Source organism: Halobacillus sp. ABA4_118 (genome assembly GCF_056160205.1).
In genome coordinates this window covers 388,050-406,336 of sequence record NZ_JBSWWS010000001.1, presented here as the reverse complement: position 1 = coordinate 406,336, position 18,287 = coordinate 388,050, and the positions used below count along the sequence as shown (strand labels likewise).

The following is an 18,287-nucleotide window of genomic DNA, read 5'->3' as shown; positions in this document are numbered from 1 at the left end:
TAGTAAAACGTAAAGGAGGAATGACAATGATACCTTTAACCTCTTCATTGACGGGACAGGTCTTTTCTTTTCAGGATGCAGAAGCAGCTTTGAAAACAATCGGATTTAAACTGGCGGACAACTGGGATTATGAACACGGCTATTTTGATTATAAAATTGACGACCGCGTCGGCTATCAATTTATCCGCCTGCCTTTTGTAGTGACGTCCGGATCCCTTGATGCCCCTTCCGATTACGCCATGATCGAAATGACGGAACCGTTTCTGCTTTCTCATAAATACAATCCCGGCCTTGACGACAATGTAAAAGAAGGAAACATACGGGCCATTTTTGACCAGTTCCAGGAGCCCGTGGATAAAGATGCCTCTTTTCCGGAAGAACACATCCAATCAGGTCAAGAACTTCTTCAGGCCGCGGAAGAGGTGCTACTTTCTCAGAGGTGAGAACAATATGAGCTCATCTCCCTTTTCCAATTCGATACTTTCGTCAAGGTGAAACGACAGCTCTCCATTTTTTCGGATGCCGATAATCTGGCATCCTTTTTTTAAGAAAAACTCATATGCCGTTAATATCGGGTGGCCTGCGAGTGTTTCGGGAACTTTCTCTTCGTGAAATTGACGCTCGGTCAACAGGGAAAGGAGGAGCTCAAATGGTTTGACTGGATCATTGCGGTAAAGCTCCTGGTAAAACAGGCTGCTCATAAAGTCATTGGAGCGGATGATCGTACTGGCGCCGGCCCGCTGCGCGTTAATTTTCTGGCGGTCCGTCAGTACTTCCGCAATAATGAACAATTCCGGGTGATGCCCTTTCAAGGCGACGATCTGATGGATCACGGCCTGATCCGACTGCTGTTCTTCCATGGATGGGTCGGCCGTAATGATGGCCATCCGGGCTTCTTTAATATTGGCATGCTCCAGCGTGTCTTCATTTGTCGCACTGCCGCTGATAAAGTGGACGCTCGGCAGGCGCTGATAAAACTGGTTCATAGTCTGGTCAATCATAACGATCCGTTCGTGAAGGTTCTGGTCCTGCAGCATATCAATCAAATGGCGGGTCCGCTCGTTCCAGCCGATCAGGACAATGTGATCGGCTCCCTTATACGCAACACGACCTTCGGACAAACTCGTTTCATGCTTCACCGTAGAAGCAGACAATGTGGCCATATAAAAGGTGACGAGCCCTCCTCCTGAGAGGATTAATAGAATAGCCACAGCTTTCCCGGCAGGACTTAAAGGCACATAGTCCCCGTACCCAACAGTGGCACCTGTTACGAATGCCCACCATAATCCGTCAAAAAATGTGGGGAAGTTCTCAGGTTCTATGATATGGATAATGATGCCGAATAACGTCATCGTGAAGAAAACCGTACTTAACAGGCGGACAAATAAAGGCAGTTGAAAGTAAAGGCGGATGAGGTGCTGCATAACCCGGCCCCCTTTTTTACCTACAGTATGGCTTTAATCCGGGCAAAACAAACGTAAAAAGAACCTGCTTCAAGGAGAAAGCAGGTTTTGCTTTATCGGGATTTGATGGTCTGTTTCATATCTTCATAGACGGACTGCCATAGCTCCTGGTTATCGCGGAAGGCTTTTGTAACGAAAAGCAGGACTTCCCTGCGCTTTTCTTCATAATCCGGTGCTTCTTTATCGGGGAGGCTTGTCAGAGAATCGGCTACGTACTGTTCCAGCTCCGGTGCCCGAGGACCCCAGACGGCTGATTCTTTCCCTTCTGGATCGATCAAAATAATTTTTGGAATCGATCGGGATGTGCCATTTGTTAAATAGCGGTCCATCAGCTCCGGGTTATCATCCCGAAGGAAAAAGCGCGTATCGATCTGACCGGCTTCTGCAATTCTGAGGAAAATAGGCAGGTTCAGCATTGCATCGCCGCACCAGTCTTCGGTCAGTATCAAAGCTCTCCACTGTTTGTTCTGTACGTTTTCAAAAAGGGGTACATCCTCCACTTGTGTAGAGAAGTGTTCATATATGTACAAAAAATCATTTTGGTGGGACTGCATCTGATCCACATATTCCTGAGGATGCATGCCTTCATAAAACTGCTGGTTCAAGTCCATAAGAAATTCTCCTTTCTATTGCCTACCCATTCCTTTTCCCTAAAAAGAACAGAAGTATGCATCCGTATGAAGTCCGTCTGGTTTTTTGTTAAGATAATTACGAAGGAGGGTGTTTACCTGTGGAAAAAGAACGTCTGGACTTTCTATTGGAATTGTTAAATACCCCGTCTCCGTCAAGTATGGAGATGGAAATACAAAAACGCTGGATCGCAGAAATGCGTCCGTATGCAGATGAGATTCAAACCGATCATGCCGGCAATGCGATTGCTGTGCTCAACCCGGAAGCGGATTTCAAAATCATGCTGGCTGGTCACTGTGATGAAATTGCTCTTGTCGTCAATCGGATCGATGAGGACGGGTATGTGTATGTCGATAAGATGGGCGGCATTAACCCTAAAGCAGCCGTTGGGATGAAAGTGAGTATTCAAGGTCATGGCGGGACGTTAACAGGCGTCATTGGAGTCAATGCCCAGCACCATGGTGGACTGAAGGGAGACTTCGGACTTGAAGAACTGTTTATCGACTGCGGGGCCAAGTCCAAGGAGGAAGTCGAAAAGTTCGTACAGATTGGCGATCTGGCCGTTTATAAAAGGGAACCGGAAGTCCTGATGGACCGTTACATAGCCGGCCGTGGTCTTGATAACCGGACCGGCCAGTTCGTTGTCGGAGAAGTGCTGCGCCGCTTATCTGAGAAAACATTGAATGTCGGTGTATATGCAGCGAGCACGGTGAATGAAGAAACGAATATGGGCGGTGCCTATTTTGCCGCAGCCGGCGTAGAACCTACGATGGCCATTGCCTGTGATGTGACGTTCGCTACTGATTATCCGGGTGTAGACAAGCGGAAACACGGGGACGTCCGTCTTGAAAAGGGTCCGGTACTTGCTAAAGGAGCTTCGATTAACCGCAAGATTAATCAACTGCTGGAAAAGACAGCTGCCTCTCTCGATATGGATGTTCAATATGAACTGACTCCCAGAGCGACAGGTACGGATGCTGACAAGATGCGGTTGACAGGGAAAGGGGTGCCGGTCAGTCTTGTCTCGCTCCCGCTTCGGTATATGCATTCCCCTGTAGAAACAGCGAGCATTCAAGATATGGAAGAGGAAATCACCCTTCTTGTCGAAATGATTGCCGGCATGACGGGAAAAGAAAGCTTAAATCCACTGGATGAATAAAGAGATTGAAACCTGTTTTTCCTTCAATAAGTCAGGGGTTTTGTGAACTTATCGGTGGATGCTTACTGCGGGCACGGACTCAGCGGTTCCTGCAGGCGTTATCACCGGGCACTCATCGTGCATTCACCTGAAGTAATAGGGAAGGGAGAAATTGGTACCCGTTTGACAATCTTCTTTTTGTCCAAACCATCGTGTCCAGTGCTCATAGATCCATCCAGCTGTTGAGCTCCATGTTTAACAGCTGAATGGATCTTACATGAAAAACAATGGCTCTCACAAAGTCCGATATCACCAACCATCTGTCTGTAAAGTGTTTTATACGAGCCACTCCCTTAATGTCCTATAGTATGTTGTTTATTTTTATGCATATTTGGAGACACTAGCCGATATAATCTTCTATAGTGTTAAGGAGTGATCGGCATGGACCGTGAAGCACTGCATCAGCAGATTGTAATGTTGAAAGGAAGAATCAATGCCGGCCAAATTCACGTTCAGGGGTATGATGACTACATTATGCTTCAGTTAGGAAAAGTAAAAGACAGTGAAGACGGCCTCGTAGACGTCTCAACGGTATCTGCAACACTGAGGCTGCTGTTGGACGCGACGGATAAAGTGGATGGTCCTGCTCATTAGGAGCGGGATTTTTTTATGTATTTTTTTACATGATCCCGGTTCATTTTCAAGACTGTTCAGGAACCGCCTCTGTTATACTGAAATCAAGACGATTGGATTTAAAAACTTTGCAATTTCTGGAGGCGGAGGAATTTGGATTGGGATGTCGTAGAAAAAGAAACGACCCATGTCGAATTGTTTAAAGCGGTGGAAGATCATCTGGCCCTCATATTTTTTGGGAAGGACCGCAGGGTATCCTATGCGAACGATATTTTTGCACAGACGATGAACTATCGGAAGAGCCGTGATTTGATAGGCAGGCACCATAAGGAGTTCTGCTTCAGTGATTTCACGGAAAGCAACGCCTATGAACAATTCTGGCGTGCGTTGTGGAATGGGGAAAGCTTTCAGGATAAGATCAAGCGCAAGGATGCATCAGGTCATGAAGTGTGGCTGGAAGCTACTTATATGCCTGTATATAAGAATGGGAGCATAACAGGGATAATGAAGGTGGCTTCTGACATCACAGCGAGGCAGAATGAATTAAATGGAACGGTGGAAAAGCTTCAGAGTGTATCCTTGGACTTGAACACCAGGGCTGAGGAAGGGATGGAGGAGCATGAGGCTTTGAACAGTCAGATTGCTCTCATCAATGAGACTTCCAAAGAGAACACGAAAACACTGGAAGGTTTGAAAATACAGGCGCAGAACATCCAGGGGGTCGTGAAGACCATTAAGGATATTGCCTCCCAGACGAATCTTTTGTCATTGAATGCTGCTATAGAAGCCGCAAGGGCCGGGGAGCACGGTCGAGGATTTGATGTGGTTGCGAAGGAAGTCCGGAAGCTCTCCAACAAAGTGGAGCATTCCATTGGAGAAGTCCGGGAAAATGTGGACCAGATTACGCAGGAGATTTCTCGTATCAATCAAGGAACCGAGGTGATTCAGAAGGAACTGATGAAAGCACTGAATAACCTTGATGGTGCATCCCGTGGCTACCAGCAGGTTGTCGAAGCAGGAGAAGCCGTTAACAAAGAAGCGCAGTCCTTGAAGGAAATGATATAGCATGTCAGAAAAATAAGGGGGCCTATCACCTGATAGGCCCCCTTATTAATTATAGGATCCCTGTATCATCTGGAGCTGGGAAGGTGAAGGATGGAGGTGTCATGCTGTTTTGGCACCGGTCCTTGTTTAAGTCGCAAACATTGCCGTGGGCATCCCGGATAACCGGGCGGGTGACGGTAATGGTTGTTTTAAGGATGATTTTCACAAGGATTCCATCGACAAGACTCAATCCAGCTAAATCTACTACAGGAACTCCTTCCTGAGTGAAGATTCCTTCAACTTCAAGCGGTGATTCCTGCAGGGTGTCCTGCGGGCATGCACCAGGGAAATCTGTGTGTTCCTGGAACGGAATGGTTGTCGAAAGGGTAACTAATTCCAACCCTAGAATGTTTGTACGGATGTTGATCGTAGCGGGGATCAGTCCGATGTTAACGACTTTATTTTTGATGATTCTTGCATTCATTGTGATGTTATTCAAGTCAGGAACGACTTCAATTGATAAGATTCCGGCAATAGTAATTGCACCAAAAAGGGATAGAGGAAGCGTTGTTTCAGCAACCTTCTGCACTTCTTTTGTACCAACCAAAGCATTTTCTACAAAGCAGTCGCTGTTTAGTTTAGCCGGCTTCATTTCAGGTTTTTTGAAGCTGCACTTACATCCGGACGGACAATACTGTTTTGTCTCGGCTTTCTCTTTTTTCTTAGGAAACTTCATCGGCAGTTTCCCGGGCACGGAAATTTTCCTGCAGTGCGCCATATTTCTTCCACCTTTATCAATAAATTTGTGTTGTACATAGGTATACTATTCCTGAAGAGATGGACGGTGTAGGCCGGTGTGATAGATTTACTGGAATAGGCTGTAAGATTCGTTTAGATGCCGCTGAAAGAACTTCCTGATCACGGACGTGTCTGTCTGCAGCAAACCGGTTTATCGGTCATGGACTCCGCACAGAAGGGCATTTGTTTTAAGGAATGATAGGTAATGGAATGATAAAAGAGAGCTTATCGATAAGCTCTCTTTCCTTCCAAATGAAAAATTTAGTCGTCTTCGGATCCGGAGAAAGTGAAGGATGAAGTTTCTGTGTCCTGCCTGCAGCGGTTGGGGTTCAAATCACAAACGTTGCCGTGCGCGTCACGAATAACAGGTCTTGTAACCGTAATGGTGGTTTGAAGAATGATTTTCACAATGATCCCGTCTACCAGCCCTAATCCAGCCAGATCGACAACGGGAACTCCCTCCTGCGTAAAAATCCCTTCGACTTCGAGTGGTGTTTCTGTCAGGGTATCTTCCGGACATGCCCCGGGGAAATCCGTGTGGGCTTGGAATGGGATGGAAGTATTCAATACACCAGTTCCCAAGGCACCATCGTTATCAAGGAAACTGACAGTCACTACAGCCGGAATTAAGCCAATGTTGACGACTTTGTTTTTAATGATCCGGGCGTTCATAGTGATATTCTCCAGATTAGGGACGACTTCTACAGACACCAGGCTGCCAATTGTAATTCCAGTAGCTGCGAATAAACCGAGTGGCAGGGTGGATTCAGCTACTTTTTGTACCTGTTTTGTCCCAACCAGAGCATTTTCTACAAAGCAGTCACTGTTTAGTTTGGCGGGCTTACGTTCAGGCTTTTTAAAATGACACTTACATCCGGATGGACAGTCATGTTTTGTCTCGCCTTTCTCTTTTTTCTTAGGAAATTTTATCGGCAGTTTCCCTGGAACGGAAACTTTCCTGCAATTCGCCATGTTTTTCCACCTTTATCCATAATATTGTGTGGTACATTGGTATCGTATTCATCCCCGGATAGCCGGTGTAGGCCAATGATAGATTTAACAGATCTGCTTTTTGATCAAAACAGAGGAGGGAAACGGCCGTCAGAACTTCCTGCTTGCACAGAGTACAGGTTTTGTATAAAATAAAGATACAAATTTATATTGATTCCATCTTCGGGGCAGGGTGAAATTCCCGACCGACGGTAAGAAGGCCTAGTGACCTTTAAGTCCGTGACCCGTGCAGTTCTTCTGCATGGCTGACCTGGTGAGAGTCCGGGACCGACAGTTACAGTCTGGATGGGAGAAGATGTCGAGCGGAACAGGCAGCGCATGCTAGATATGCTGCCTCTATTTAGCCGTGGACCAAGACCATCCCTAAGCCCAATGCTTCAGGGGTTTTTTATTGGTCAGGCTCAGCCGCTCACCTTCATCTGGGATGTGAATCAATGTGTAAAGATGAAGGGGGAGATCGATGATGAACCGTTATCCGGCTCAGTCATCAAGAAAATTATTTACATTGATTACGATTGCTTTGTTTGGGACCATTTCCATGGTTCTGATGCTGCTGAACTTTCCGCTGCCGCTGCTTCCGCAGTACTTGAAAGTGGATTTCAGTGATGTTCCTGCCCTGCTTGCAGGCATCATGTTTACACCCGCAGCAGGCATCCTTGTTGAAGCGTTAAAAAATGGTCTTTATTTTATATATACCGGTGCAGGAGATCCGGTGGGAGTGGTCGCAAACTTTGCCGCAGGCCTCTTGTTTATCCTTCCGGTTACGATGATCTATCATAAATTCAAGAGTGTTAAATCGCTTGTATCAGGACTTGTGACGAGTTCTCTGATTATGGCGTTCGGCATGGGTGTACTGAACTACTTTGTCATCCTTCCGGCTTACAGCTGGTTCATGGGATGGGAAACGATGAGTGCACAAGTGAAATGGATAACAGTAGTAGCAGGGATTCTGCCATTCAATGCTCTTAAAGGAATCATTGTGAGTGCACTGTTCACCCTGCTCTTTGTACGGATGAAACCTTGGATCGAACAGAAAAGTCCGCGGTCCTCATCCGCAGCGTAAAGGGAGAGCCGGCGAGTTATGAACTCGCCGGCTCTTTTTATATCGAAAAGGAAAATGATATAGAGGAAAGAATATCCTTCACTTGAAAAACATAAGGTTTTTTTCAAGATGCTGGCTGGGGTGTCAGGGTCTTTATCTATGAGCTGGAAAACCAGTGCGTTCTCCCATGTGTAAAAGCATCGTAAAAGGAGAAAGTAAACATGCTCTTACTATTTTGAAAGAGGTGTTTATGGATGAAAAAAATCATGGGAGCTGCTTTGCTGGTGATGGTTACATTAAGTGGCTGCGGAATGAACGGGAACGAGGATGGGCCGGAGGATATCAATTATGAGCCTGCCCGTTATGAACGTACAGATAGGAATGAAATGCCGGAGGAACAGCGTTTCCGCAACAACCGGGAGCACCAGGACATCGATGAAATGAGACGGGATTATGAAAGGGATGTGCGTCAGAACGGGGAACGGGACACGCCGTTCAATATGGACGAAGAAGAGCCGGATTTAGATGAAGAACCTTCCGAACAGCTTCGGGAGATGGATTGACAAAAAAAGGATGCCGTTTTGATGACGGCATCCTTTTTATCAGGCATCCTTTTCTATTTCCCGTTCTTCTTCAACGGTGTAGCGGGCGGTTGGAAGAGCTTCAAGTCTTTCGACAGGGATTGGGTCCCCTGATTTCTCACTGACGCCGTAACGGCCTTCCTCGATTCGTTTCAGGGCATCTTCCGCTGCCATGTGCTTCTCCCTTGCCTGTTCATAAAACGTCTGGCGTTTTTCCCGTTCGTGCTGATCTGTACCAAGGTTTCCCGGGTGGTCCGCGACGCTGGAAATTTCCCCTGTCCGGTCATTCGGATAAAGCTCCTTGGCATCATCCTCTTTGTACTTTTCCATTTCCTGTTCAGCTTCTTCTTTCATTTCTATGATCTGTTGTTTGAATTGTTGAATCTGCTTGTCTGATAACATGCTTCATGTCTCCTTCCTTTTTATAAGGATGGCTTACTTTTTTAAAGGGACAACCCCGAGGGTGCATCTGGAAATACAGAGCAGCGTGCCGGATTCATGGACGATACGGATTTCCCACACCATTGTCGTTTTACCAATATGGGAAGGGACGGCTGTTGCTGTCACCCAGCCTTCTCTTGCGCTCTTTATATGGTTGGCGTTGATTTCAATACCGAAGACCTGCTGCTCGTTGGTATCGATGTTTAAAAATCCGCCGATACTTGCGGCGCTTTCAGCCAGGGCAACGTTCGCACCGCCGTGGAGGAACCCCATCGGCTGATGAGTACGGGCATCCACTGGCATGCGCATTTCCACTGCATCCGGTTCTGCTTTCATGACTTCCATCCCCAGGGCTTCCATCAATGTATTCTTCATCATCATCTCATTCATAGTCATCCCATCCTTTATGTAATATTCCCATTGATCCAATGGTCAAACCTATAGAAAAGAAGGATGGTTCTCCATCCTTCTTTCAGACAATGGTGTAATGTGTTTACGCCGTTTCCCTTTTATATCAAAGAGGGAAGTACAGTTGTATAAGCAGCGACAATCCGAGTAGGAATCCATACAGGGTATTCGTCTGCGCTGTTGCTTTCATAGCCGGCATCATTTCCAGGGGTTCTTTTTTTCCTATAAATCCCTGAATGGCCTTTCTGGCTTTTCCTAAACTAATGAGAGTCACCAGCGACCACCATGGCAGGAGGCCGATCATCATAAGGACAGCCGTCCAAAGATAAGCGATGGCAAAGAGAGCTGTCAAAAAGCGGATGGATCCTTTATGGCCGAAAAGGATCGCTAACGTTTTCCTGCCGTTTTCAGCGTCGTTTTCCCTGTCGCGGATATTGTTCGCTAACAGGATGCAGCCGACGAAGATGGCGACGGGAACAGAAACGATCAGCACATCTGCGGTTAGCGTCATCGTTTGGATATAGTAGCTGATCGCTATTATGATGGTGCCCATAAAGAAGCCTGCTGTCAGCTCACCGAGCGGTGTATAGGCGATGGGAAACGGTCCGCCGGTGTAAAGATAACCGAACAACATGGATACCAGTCCGACAGCAGCCACCCACCAGCTGGAGGAGGCACATATATAGACACCGAGCAGTCCGGCAGCAGCGAAAAAGCTGAGAGCCAGCAGCAATACCATCTGCGGACGGATCCCGTCACGGACAATGGTCCCTCCAATGCCGACGGAGTTCTCATTATCCAGCCCCCTGACATAATCGTAGTATTCGTTAAACATGTTCGTAGCCGCTTGAATGAGAATGGAAGCCAGCAGCATGGCTGCGAACAACCAGAAATCAAAGGACTGTTCGATGGCGGCCAGCATCGTCCCGACGAAAACGGGGACAAAAGCAGCCGTCAAGGTGTGGGGGCGCAGCAGTCTCCACCACACCTGAAAACCTTCACGTTCATTCAAGGAAGCTTTTATATTTTGGTTTTGTATGGAACTCATGGATGTTCTCTCCCTTGTCATTCTACAATTTTTATGATAACAATTTAAGTTTAGGGAAAGAGTCCCGGGGTGTCAATCATTCGGTGAAAATGCTCCTGGAAGGTAAGATTTCTTGAGTCAATAGAAAAAAGAGAATAAAATAGAGAGTGGTGCATGCAGTTCCATTTAACTGTGTAGTAAATATGGATTACTCAACGTCCCTTAAGGAATGGGAGGAATGAATATGCTTCATACGAAGGCCCCTCATATAGAAGAAATAGCAGGGGAAGCCCTTCAGAGAGCGCATCTTCTTGGGGAACCTCAATGTATAAGTATCGTTGAACATATAGATGATATGGATGCTTTTCAGTTTTTTCATACCGGTGAGGCGGTTGATCTTCACCGGACGTTCTGGCAGAGTGCGGATAATGACTTGACGATGGTCGGCATCGGACGGGCCAGCCAGCTTTACGCCGAACGTGCTGATCGTTTTCAGGAAGTGCAGAGATTGTGGCAGAAGCTTATGGACAATGCTGTTGTCTATGACGATTATCAGAAAAAGGGTACGGGATTAACCGCCTTGGGGGGGTTCAGCTTTGATCCCGGAGAAGCGGAGGAACGTCTGTGGGAAAGCTTCCCCGACAGTCAGATGACAATTCCGGCTTTTCTGCTCACGAAAGTGGACGGGGCTTCTTACTTAACGATGAATGTTCTCATTTTCCCCGAAGACCATTTGAAGCAGATGGTCCATCAGCTTTTGGAGCAGCGCGGAATGCTGCTTCAATCCGAAACTTTTGAACCATTATTTCCCGTAGTGACTGGCAGGGAGGAAATAGAGCCTGCCCAATGGAAAGAAACGGTGAAGAAAGCAACAGAAGATATCAGACAGGGAAAAATCAGCAAAGTTGTCCTGGCCAGGGAACTGCGTCTGAAGTTTCAGGATGCTGTTCAGGCCGCTTCTGTGATTAAGGAGCTCGCTGATTCACAGCCGAACAGCTATATTTTCGCCTTTGAGAGCCAGGGGGATTACTTTGTCGGCGCTACTCCTGAGCGGCTTGCCAAGCTTGAAAGCCGCACGCTTGTATCTACCTGTCTGGCAGGAACAATACCGCGGGGAGCTACGTCTGAAGAGGACGAGGCACTCGGGCTGGAGCTGTTGAACGATTCAAAAAACCGCCAGGAACATCAATTTGTCGTAGATATGATTAAAGAGGCGGTGGAAGCCTGTTCCAGCGCAGTCTCGATTCCGGAAGCTCCTGTGCTGTACCCGTTGAAAAATCTTCAGCACTTGTATACGCCTGTAACGGCCGTACTGGATGAAGGGTATACGCTTCTGGATGTTGTTGAAAAACTTCACCCGACACCAGCCTTAGGCGGGATGCCGCAGAAGGAAGCCGTTTCCTATATCCGTCAGTATGAGCGTTTGAACAGAGGGTGGTATGCCGGACCTGTAGGCTGGTTTGATGCAAAGAATAACGGCGAGTTCGCGGTGGCCATCCGCTCCGCGCTTATTCAACAGGATAAGGCGTCCTTATTTGCGGGATGTGGTGTGGTGGAAGATTCCGACCCACAGGCGGAATATGAGGAAACGGCTGTTAAACTTAAGCCGATGCTGACAGTTTTAGGAGGCTTGTAATGGGACATGTGGAAGCTTTAACGAAGTATGTGACACATTTTGTCGACCAGCTTGCATTTTCAGGAGTGAGACAGGTTGTTATTTCTCCGGGGTCCCGGTCTACGCCGCTGGCCCTGACATTTGCTGAGCATTCAGAGGTGAAACACTGGGTTCACCTTGATGAACGCTCAGCTGCTTTTTTTGCCTTGGGGATAGCCAGGCAGACCAATGAGCCGGTGGCTCTTGTCTGTACTTCCGGGACAGCCGCCGCCAACTATTATCCCGCTGTCGTGGAAGCGTACTACAGCCGTGTTCCACTCGTAGTTCTGACAGCGGACAGGCCGCACGAGCTGCGTGAAACCGGTGCTCCTCAGGCCATCAATCAGCTCCAGATGTATGGCAGTTACGCAAAATTCCATGTGGATTTAGCGCTTCCCGAGGAAAATAACTTCATGTATGCACGAAGACAGGCGGCAAGAGCTGTAGGGGAGGCCGTCACTGGACAGCAGGGTCCGGTTCACTTAAACCTTCCTTTCAGGGAGCCGCTCATCCCTGACTTTTCCCTGGAAGGGGCCTGGCGCGGGGACACGCCTCCCGTTCCGGTTCCTTCAGCAGGGAAAAAACAGCTCGATTCACAGGCGCTCAGTCATCTGTTGGAGCAGCTTGGACGTTTGGATAAAGGACTGATCGTCGTAGGCCCTCAAATTGATGAGGAGCTCGCGGAAGCTGTCACGGACCTGGCTGCCCGCCTCGGCATTCCGGTTTTTGCTGATCCTTTATCCCAGCTCAGGGCCGGGGATCACGATAAACGGCATGTTATTGAAAGTTACGGGGCCCTGCTGAAATCCTCCTGGGTAAAAGAGAACATGAAGCCGGACTACATTCTCCGTTTTGGAGCCATGCCTGTATCCAAAACGTACTTGAAGTGGGTTCAGCACCATAAGGAGGCCGTCGAACATTTTGTTGTCGATGATGAACCCGGATACCGGGAGCCGGCAGGGCTTGCTGTCCAGTATATCTGGGCAGAATCCGTGGAACTCTGCCGCCAGTTAGCTGCTGAACTTCCGGAGGGGAATGTTCAGACAACGTGGCTTGCAGAGTGGCAGCAGATGAACACGATTGCCAAAACTGAAATGATGAAAGACCCGGGTAAAGCGTTGAACGAAGGGCATGCGGTGGCTTACCTCGCTGAGGCTCTTCCGGATCAGTCCACCTTTTTTATTGGAAACAGTATGCCGATCCGGGATGTTGACAGCTTCTTTATGTCGACGCCGAAGCGGGTGACCATGATGGCCAACCGGGGAGCCAACGGGATTGACGGTGTCATTAGTACAGCGCTCGGTACGGCGGCGGCCGGACAGAAAACAACACTGCTTCTTGGGGATATTTCCTTCTTCCATGATATGAACGGTCTTTGGATGGCGAAAAGTCAGGGGCTTCCTTTGACCATTGTCGTCATCAATAATGATGGGGGAGGCATTTTTTCTTACCTGCCTCAGTCTAAGGATCCGAAGCATTTTGAGGAACTGTTTGGGACGCCGCTTGGACTCGACTTGAAGCCGGCGGTTGAAATGTATGGAGGCCGCCACTTACGCGTGCAGACGTGGGAGGAGTACCGGCAGGCGGTGTCCGAAAGCGCCTCGTCCCAACAGTTGACGGTGATTGAAGCAATGGTCAGCCGTAAGGACCATGTCGACTTTCATAATACACGTTGGAATGATGTGCATGATGCAGTGATACGGTGGAGGGGAAACGATGAACAGTAATATAAACGGCCGCGAATACGGAGTGGAGCGGACAGGAAGAGGAGAGCCTCTCCTCCTTCTTCACGGATTTACCGGTACGTCCGGGACCTTTGACGAGGTATTGTCGTATGTAACAGGATCTTATGATATTGTTAAAGTCGACCTGCCCGGCCATGGGAGCACAGGTCCGATGGGGGCGATTTCCATGGAGCGCTTCTGCAGGGATCTTCATGAACTACTTGATCGTTTGGAGATCGAACAGGTTCATCTGCTTGGATATTCACTGGGCGGCAGGGCTGCGCTTTCCTTCGCTATGCTTTACCCACATAAAGTGAAAAGTATCCTGCTGGAAAGTGCTTCTCCGGGTCTTGCTTCAACGGAAGAACAGCTGGCGAGACAGGCAAAGGATAAAGCGCTGGCTGATATGCTTCTGCGGGAAGGTCTGAATGCTTTCGTTGATTACTGGGAGCAGATGCCTCTCTTCCGTACGCAGGACCGCCTTCCGGAAGAGAGGAAGCAGCAGATCCGGAGTGAACGCCTCAGCCAGCAGGGCCGGGGTCTTGCGGAATCACTTTCGGGAATGGGGACGGGCCATCAACCGTCGTGGTGGGAACAGTTAACTACTTTAACCGTTCCTGTCTGTCTTATTACAGGGGCAGAGGATGAGAAGTTCCAAAACATCAATAAACAGATGTCTGAACTGCTGCCTGAAGTCCATTGGAAAGAGGTGGAAGGGGCCGGACATGCCGTACACCTTGAGAAACCGCGAATTTTTGCTAAAATTGTAGATAGCTTCATGTTAAAATAGTCAATGAAAGCGTTTTTCATGAGGGTATATAGATGAAATATAATGAAGGAGGAAATGATATGTCTTTTGATTGGATTCAAGATCGCGAGTACGAAGATATTATGTATGAGCGTTTCGAAGGGATTGCTAAAATTACGATAAATCGTCCGGAGGTCCGCAACGCGTTCCGTCCACAGACGGTTTCCGAACTGATCGACGCATTTGCCTATGCCCGTGACGATTCCAGAATTGGTGTGATTGTTCTTGCCGGAGCCGGTGATGATGCATTTTGTGCCGGAGGTGACCAGAAAGTACGTGGGCACGGTGGATATGTCGGCAACGACCAGATCCCACGCTTGAACGTCCTGGATCTTCAACGTTTGATCCGTGTTATTCCTAAACCGGTCGTAGCTATGGTTTCCGGTTATGCTATTGGTGGAGGTCACGTCCTACATATTGTCTGTGACCTGACGATTGCTGCTGATAATGCGATCTTCGGCCAGACTGGACCGAAAGTCGGCAGCTTTGACGCCGGTTACGGCGCTGGTCTTCTTGCGCGTATCGTCGGCCATAAGAAAGCCCGTGAAATCTGGTACCTGTGCCGTCAATACAGTGCAAAAGAAGCGGAAGACATGGGACTTGTCAACACGGTCGTTCCTTTGGAGGAGCTTGAAGCAGAAACGGTTCAATGGTGCCGAGAAATGCTGGATAAATCCCCGACAGCTCTGCGTTTCTTGAAGGCTTCCTTCAACGCAGATACAGATGGTCTTGCCGGTCTGCAGCAAATGGGTGGAGACGCAACACTTCTTTACTACACAACCGATGAAGCAAAAGAAGGCCGCGACGCCTTTAAGGAAAAGAGAAAACCTGATTTCGATCAGTTCCCTCGTTTCCCTTAATACGTGGACATCATAAACGAAGGGGCATTCCAAAGAAGGGAATGCCCCTTTTCCAATGAACGAAAGGAGAGAACGATATGGGGGAAAAGATTCCTCACTGGCTGGATAAACAAGCCTTTTTAAATCCGGAAAAAACAGCACTGGAAACACCAGAAGGAGACGTTTGGACATTTTCTGAACTTCAGGAAAGAAGCCGGCAGACGGCCCATTACTTGAAACGTATGGGAGTGGAGGAAGGTGATCATATTGCTTTTCTTTCAGGAAACGATATTCATTTTCCTGTGTTCATCCATGCGGTCAGTTATATAGGAGCTGTCGTCGTCTTGTTGAATACAAGGCTGACAGTCCCTGAAATCTCTTATCAGCTTCAGGATGCCGATGTCTCCCGAATGTTTTTCGCAGCCTCTTTAAGAGAGAAAGCACACCAAGTTGTTGAACAAACAGGGGTGAAGGCTGTGGAGTGCAGGAATGAACCTTCCGGGAGCAGGGAGGAAGGGGAATTGAAAAAAGAGATTGATTTTGATGCTCCCTATACGATGATGTACACATCCGGAACGACAGGAAATCCAAAAGCCGTGATTCACACCTATGGCAACCATTGGTATAGTGCGGCTGCTTCCGCTTTCAACCTTGGTTTGACGCCTGATGACAAGTGGCTCACCTGCCTGCCGCTTTTTCACGTCGGCGGTTTTTCTGTATTGATCAAGAGTGTGGTTTACGGAATGTCCGTGTACCTTATGGCTAAATTCGATCAAGAGCAGGTCCATGAAGCTGTGATGAATAAGGGCGTGACCCATGCGTCTGTCGTTACGGTGATGCTCCAGCATCTTGTGAAACGGGCGGGTTCATCCGGCTATCCGGATACGTTCCGCTGCATGCTGCTCGGAGGCGGCCCCGTTCCGAACGTGCTGTTAAAGAACTGCTCTCAAAAGGGAATCCCTGTTTTCCAGACCTATGGGATGACGGAAACCTCCTCACAAATTGCGACATTGAGCCCTGCTTCCGCTTTTGATAAAGCGGGATCTGCAGGAAAAGCATTGAGCCTTGCCGAGCTGTGGATCGACAGTCCGGTTCCCGGGGAGATTGGAGAAATCATTGTCCAAGGTCCGATGGTTTCGAAAGGCTATTATAACCGCCCTGCACGGCAGGAACCTTATATTCATACCGGGGATCTTGGGTATCAGGATGAGGACGGCTTTTTATATGTCGTCGACCGTGTGAAGGATATGATTATTTCCGGCGGTGAAAACGTGTACCCTGCTGAAATAGAAAGCGTGCTTACAGAAATCCCTGGTATTAAAGAGGCCGGCGTTACGGGGCGTCCGGACGATCGCTGGGGGGAAGTGCCGGCAGCTTTCCTTGTGGCGGAGGATGAGACGATCAGGGATGAGGACATCTACCGTTATGTCCATGAAAGGCTGGCGAAATATAAGCAGCCGGCTGATATATACTGGGTTCAGGAGCTGCCGCGAAACGCCTCCAACAAGTTACTGAGAAGGGAATTGTTTTCCCTGACAGAGGGCGGGGACCGATGAAAATCGAGAAAATCATCCTCAAAAAAATTGAGCTGAAGATGAAACATCCCTTCCGTACGAAAAGGGGAAGTCTAACGTCACGTCCGCTTATTATCCTTGAAGCTCACGATCGCTCAGGCTTGACCGGATATGGAGAGGTGACGGCATTTCCAGAGCCTTTTTATACGTATGAAACGACAGCCACGGCATGGCATGTCCTCGAGGGTTTTCTTATCCCTTTGTTGGCGGGAAACGCCCTTTCCCACCCAGCGCAGTTTCAGGAAATCGCAGCTTCCGTGCAGGGCCACCCGATGGCCAAAGCAGGATTGGAAGGCGCTGTCTGGGATCTTTATGCCAAACAGAAGGAAACAAGCCTTGCCTCTTTGATCGGTGGAACGAGGAAGATGGTACAGGCGGGAGCTGTCCTTAGTCTGAGTGACCACCTTGAGCAGGATATTGCTGAACTGCAGATGGAGGGCTATGAAAGGTATAAGCTTAAAATCATCAAAGGGAAGGAACGGGAAATGATTGAATCGGTTCGGGCTGCTTCTCCGGATCTGCCCATTATGATCGACGGGAACGGGCAGTATGATGAAGCGGATATGGAGAATTTGACCGCTTTGGATCGTTATGGCCTGCTGATGATAGAGCAGCCTTTCCGTTCCGGCGATTTTTATCTGCACCAGCAGCTACAGAAACAGATGCAGACACCGATCTGCCTGGATGAATCGGTGACCTCATTTCAAGATGCTGTACAGGCGGTTGAATTGGGAAGCTGCCGGATTATCAATGTGAAAATCAGCCGTGTAGGAGGATTGGCGGCCGCCAAAGAAATCCATGATTTCTGTGCCGCATCCGGAGTACCGGTGTGGTGCGGGGGTATGGTGGAATCAGGGATATCCAAAGCCCATAACCTTGCCCTTGCCTCTCTGCCTAATTTCACCATACCGGGAGACTTGTCCGGGTCGACGCGTTATTTTGAAGCTGATATTGTAAAGCCTCCCTTGAAAGTGCAGAAAGGCGCCTTACCTGTGCCTCAAGGTCATGGGATCGGCATAGAAGTCGATGAGGAAAAGCTGGCAGAGGCAACACAGCTGTCTTCCACCCATCTCCTTTCCTAAATGGACTCATAACCTTTCCCTTCATGGTTCACACTAAGGGAAAGGAGGGTGAAGATGGAACGAGATCAGTATTACATTAACATCGGTACGCGGGAGATTTCAGTAAATCATGATGCTAATAATGATGATTTTATTATCTACGCCACCCCTGAAGAAGTGACGGCTCTGCGTGAAGTGTTTGATGAGATTGCCCAGGCAGACGGCCGGTCCTTTTACAGGGCTCATATTCCATTTATGCCTTACCATCAGGATCAGGATAACGATGATACCGATGAGGATATGCATAAGGCTTTCCAGCAGATCTATGATCTGGGTGATGAAATGACGAAGAAGCATATTGAGGAAATGGGCGTATTGAAAAATTGAGAGAAGGGCCGCTTCCCCTTTTGA

At 48.3% G+C, this 18,287-nt stretch carries 20 protein-coding genes and 1 riboswitch; of the genes, 13 read left to right on the top strand and 7 right to left on the bottom strand.

Annotated features, from left to right (window positions below):
- The first annotated feature begins 26 nt into the window (after nucleotides 1–26).
- On the top strand, nucleotides 27–443 hold the full coding sequence (locus ACXAGL_RS02105) for a YugN-like family protein (protein ID WP_474969276.1): 417 nt from the start codon (nucleotides 27–29) through the stop codon (nucleotides 441–443).
- Here the strand turns inward: ACXAGL_RS02105 and ACXAGL_RS02100 are convergent.
- Together ACXAGL_RS02100 and ACXAGL_RS02095 are read right to left on the bottom strand one after the other, a co-directional pair.
- A complete protein-coding gene (locus ACXAGL_RS02100) occupies nucleotides 426–1,424 on the bottom strand; it encodes a potassium channel family protein (RefSeq protein WP_474969275.1) in 999 nt (332 codons plus the stop codon). The two genes, ACXAGL_RS02105 and ACXAGL_RS02100, sit on opposite strands and share 18 nt — an antisense overlap.
- A gap of 92 nt (nucleotides 1,425–1,516) precedes the next feature.
- Nucleotides 1,517–2,074, bottom strand: coding sequence for a thioredoxin family protein (locus tag ACXAGL_RS02095; protein ID WP_474989617.1), 558 nt, complete (start codon nucleotides 2,072–2,074; stop codon nucleotides 1,517–1,519).
- 179 nt (nucleotides 2,075–2,253) lie between these two features.
- On the opposite strand from ACXAGL_RS02095, the gene ACXAGL_RS02090 reads away from it, so the two are divergent.
- From ACXAGL_RS02090 to ACXAGL_RS02080, 3 genes are all read left to right on the top strand, one after another.
- Complete coding sequence (locus ACXAGL_RS02090; protein ID WP_474992327.1) at nucleotides 2,254–3,252, top strand: M20/M25/M40 family metallo-hydrolase; 999 nt, start codon at nucleotides 2,254–2,256, stop codon at nucleotides 3,250–3,252.
- Between the two features lie 420 nt (nucleotides 3,253–3,672).
- Nucleotides 3,673–3,885 (top strand): hypothetical protein, encoded by a 213-nt coding sequence (locus tag ACXAGL_RS02085; RefSeq protein ID WP_474969272.1) that lies wholly within the window; start codon nucleotides 3,673–3,675, stop codon nucleotides 3,883–3,885.
- A 132-nt stretch (nucleotides 3,886–4,017) separates the two neighbouring features.
- Nucleotides 4,018–4,929: a methyl-accepting chemotaxis protein gene (locus ACXAGL_RS02080; protein WP_474989615.1), complete on the top strand. Its 912-nt coding sequence runs from the start codon at nucleotides 4,018–4,020 to the stop codon at nucleotides 4,927–4,929.
- Nucleotides 4,930–4,978: 49 nt separating this feature from the next.
- Here the strand turns inward: ACXAGL_RS02080 and ACXAGL_RS02075 are convergent, their stop codons facing one another.
- The gene (locus tag ACXAGL_RS02075; RefSeq protein ID WP_474989613.1) at nucleotides 4,979–5,686 is read right to left on the bottom strand and encodes a hypothetical protein; all 708 of its coding nucleotides are present in this window, start codon (nucleotides 5,684–5,686) and stop codon (nucleotides 4,979–4,981) included.
- A 281-nt stretch (nucleotides 5,687–5,967) separates the two neighbouring features.
- Nucleotides 5,968–6,678 carry a hypothetical protein gene (locus tag ACXAGL_RS02070; protein ID WP_474989611.1) on the bottom strand — a complete coding sequence of 237 codons (711 nt, stop codon included), beginning with the start codon at nucleotides 6,676–6,678 and terminating at the stop codon, nucleotides 5,968–5,970.
- Nucleotides 6,679–6,871: 193 nt separating this feature from the next.
- A riboswitch (FMN riboswitch) is annotated at nucleotides 6,872–7,018 on the top strand.
- A 159-nt stretch (nucleotides 7,019–7,177) separates the two neighbouring features.
- Here ACXAGL_RS02070 and ACXAGL_RS02065 point away from each other — a divergent pair.
- Nucleotides 7,178–7,780, top strand: a complete 603-nt coding sequence (locus tag ACXAGL_RS02065) for an ECF transporter S component (protein ID WP_027956467.1) — start codon at nucleotides 7,178–7,180, stop codon at nucleotides 7,778–7,780.
- A 233-nt stretch (nucleotides 7,781–8,013) separates the two neighbouring features.
- Entirely contained in the window at nucleotides 8,014–8,322 is a 309-nt protein-coding gene (locus ACXAGL_RS02060) for a hypothetical protein (protein ID WP_474971120.1), read from the top strand.
- A gap of 39 nt (nucleotides 8,323–8,361) precedes the next feature.
- Here the strand turns inward: ACXAGL_RS02060 and ACXAGL_RS02055 are convergent, their stop codons facing one another.
- From ACXAGL_RS02055 to ACXAGL_RS02045, 3 genes are all read right to left on the bottom strand, one after another.
- Nucleotides 8,362–8,742 carry a TraR/DksA C4-type zinc finger protein gene (locus tag ACXAGL_RS02055; protein ID WP_474969267.1) on the bottom strand — a complete coding sequence of 127 codons (381 nt, stop codon included), beginning with the start codon at nucleotides 8,740–8,742 and terminating at the stop codon, nucleotides 8,362–8,364.
- A 33-nt stretch (nucleotides 8,743–8,775) separates the two neighbouring features.
- Nucleotides 8,776–9,162, bottom strand: coding sequence for a hotdog fold thioesterase (locus ACXAGL_RS02050; protein ID WP_474992325.1), 387 nt, complete (start codon nucleotides 9,160–9,162; stop codon nucleotides 8,776–8,778).
- A gap of 133 nt (nucleotides 9,163–9,295) precedes the next feature.
- A complete protein-coding gene (locus tag ACXAGL_RS02045) occupies nucleotides 9,296–10,237 on the bottom strand; it encodes a 1,4-dihydroxy-2-naphthoate polyprenyltransferase (RefSeq protein ID WP_474989609.1) in 942 nt (313 codons plus the stop codon).
- A 223-nt stretch (nucleotides 10,238–10,460) separates the two neighbouring features.
- Between ACXAGL_RS02045 and ACXAGL_RS02040 the strand changes: the two genes are divergently transcribed.
- The 7 genes from ACXAGL_RS02040 (at nucleotide 10,461) to ACXAGL_RS02010 (ending at nucleotide 18,263) form a co-directional block, all read left to right on the top strand.
- Complete coding sequence (locus ACXAGL_RS02040; protein WP_474989607.1) at nucleotides 10,461–11,852, top strand: isochorismate synthase; 1,392 nt, start codon at nucleotides 10,461–10,463, stop codon at nucleotides 11,850–11,852.
- Nucleotides 11,852–13,597: a 2-succinyl-5-enolpyruvyl-6-hydroxy-3-cyclohexene-1-carboxylic-acid synthase gene (menD, locus tag ACXAGL_RS02035; protein ID WP_474989605.1), complete on the top strand. Its 1,746-nt coding sequence runs from the start codon at nucleotides 11,852–11,854 to the stop codon at nucleotides 13,595–13,597. Before ACXAGL_RS02040 ends, menD begins: the two co-directional genes overlap by 1 nt.
- Nucleotides 13,587–14,384: a 2-succinyl-6-hydroxy-2,4-cyclohexadiene-1-carboxylate synthase gene (gene menH / locus ACXAGL_RS02030; protein WP_474969263.1), complete on the top strand. Its 798-nt coding sequence runs from the start codon at nucleotides 13,587–13,589 to the stop codon at nucleotides 14,382–14,384. Before menD ends, menH begins: the two co-directional genes overlap by 11 nt.
- A 59-nt stretch (nucleotides 14,385–14,443) precedes the next feature.
- A complete protein-coding gene (gene menB / locus ACXAGL_RS02025; protein WP_206933628.1) occupies nucleotides 14,444–15,262 on the top strand; it encodes a 1,4-dihydroxy-2-naphthoyl-CoA synthase in 819 nt (272 codons plus the stop codon).
- A gap of 77 nt (nucleotides 15,263–15,339) precedes the next feature.
- On the top strand, nucleotides 15,340–16,797 hold the full coding sequence (locus ACXAGL_RS02020; protein WP_474989603.1) for an o-succinylbenzoate--CoA ligase: 1,458 nt from the start codon (nucleotides 15,340–15,342) through the stop codon (nucleotides 16,795–16,797).
- Nucleotides 16,794–17,897 carry an o-succinylbenzoate synthase gene (gene menC / locus ACXAGL_RS02015; protein ID WP_474989601.1) on the top strand — a complete coding sequence of 368 codons (1,104 nt, stop codon included), beginning with the start codon at nucleotides 16,794–16,796 and terminating at the stop codon, nucleotides 17,895–17,897. The genes ACXAGL_RS02020 and menC overlap by 4 nt, the downstream gene beginning before the upstream one ends.
- Nucleotides 17,898–17,951: 54 nt before the next feature.
- Entirely contained in the window at nucleotides 17,952–18,263 is a 312-nt protein-coding gene (locus ACXAGL_RS02010) for a hydrolase (protein WP_474969260.1), read from the top strand.
- Nucleotides 18,264–18,287: the final 24 nt, after the last annotated feature.

Coding starts and splice junctions, on each gene's coding strand:
- ACXAGL_RS02105 (WP_474969276.1), top strand. CDS start 27: ATGATACCTTTAACCTCTTCATTGACGGGACAGGTCTTTTCTTTTCAG.
- ACXAGL_RS02100 (WP_474969275.1), bottom strand. CDS start 1,424: ATGCAGCACCTCATCCGCCTTTACTTTCAACTGCCTTTATTTGTCCGC.
- ACXAGL_RS02095 (WP_474989617.1), bottom strand. CDS start 2,074: ATGGACTTGAACCAGCAGTTTTATGAAGGCATGCATCCTCAGGAATAT.
- ACXAGL_RS02090 (WP_474992327.1), top strand. CDS start 2,254: ATGGAGATGGAAATACAAAAACGCTGGATCGCAGAAATGCGTCCGTAT.
- ACXAGL_RS02085 (WP_474969272.1), top strand. CDS start 3,673: ATGGACCGTGAAGCACTGCATCAGCAGATTGTAATGTTGAAAGGAAGA.
- ACXAGL_RS02075 (WP_474989613.1), bottom strand. CDS start 5,686: ATGGCGCACTGCAGGAAAATTTCCGTGCCCGGGAAACTGCCGATGAAG.
- ACXAGL_RS02070 (WP_474989611.1), bottom strand. CDS start 6,678: ATGGCGAATTGCAGGAAAGTTTCCGTTCCAGGGAAACTGCCGATAAAA.
- ACXAGL_RS02065 (WP_027956467.1), top strand. CDS start 7,178: ATGATGAACCGTTATCCGGCTCAGTCATCAAGAAAATTATTTACATTG.
- ACXAGL_RS02060 (WP_474971120.1), top strand. CDS start 8,014: ATGAAAAAAATCATGGGAGCTGCTTTGCTGGTGATGGTTACATTAAGT.
- ACXAGL_RS02055 (WP_474969267.1), bottom strand. CDS start 8,742: ATGTTATCAGACAAGCAGATTCAACAATTCAAACAACAGATCATAGAA.
- ACXAGL_RS02050 (WP_474992325.1), bottom strand. CDS start 9,162: ATGATGATGAAGAATACATTGATGGAAGCCCTGGGGATGGAAGTCATG.
- ACXAGL_RS02045 (WP_474989609.1), bottom strand. CDS start 10,237: ATGAGTTCCATACAAAACCAAAATATAAAAGCTTCCTTGAATGAACGT.
- ACXAGL_RS02040 (WP_474989607.1), top strand. CDS start 10,461: ATGCTTCATACGAAGGCCCCTCATATAGAAGAAATAGCAGGGGAAGCC.
- menD (WP_474989605.1), top strand. CDS start 11,852: ATGGGACATGTGGAAGCTTTAACGAAGTATGTGACACATTTTGTCGAC.
- menH (WP_474969263.1), top strand. CDS start 13,587: ATGAACAGTAATATAAACGGCCGCGAATACGGAGTGGAGCGGACAGGA.
- menB (WP_206933628.1), top strand. CDS start 14,444: ATGTCTTTTGATTGGATTCAAGATCGCGAGTACGAAGATATTATGTAT.
- ACXAGL_RS02020 (WP_474989603.1), top strand. CDS start 15,340: ATGGGGGAAAAGATTCCTCACTGGCTGGATAAACAAGCCTTTTTAAAT.
- menC (WP_474989601.1), top strand. CDS start 16,794: ATGAAAATCGAGAAAATCATCCTCAAAAAAATTGAGCTGAAGATGAAA.
- ACXAGL_RS02010 (WP_474969260.1), top strand. CDS start 17,952: ATGGAACGAGATCAGTATTACATTAACATCGGTACGCGGGAGATTTCA.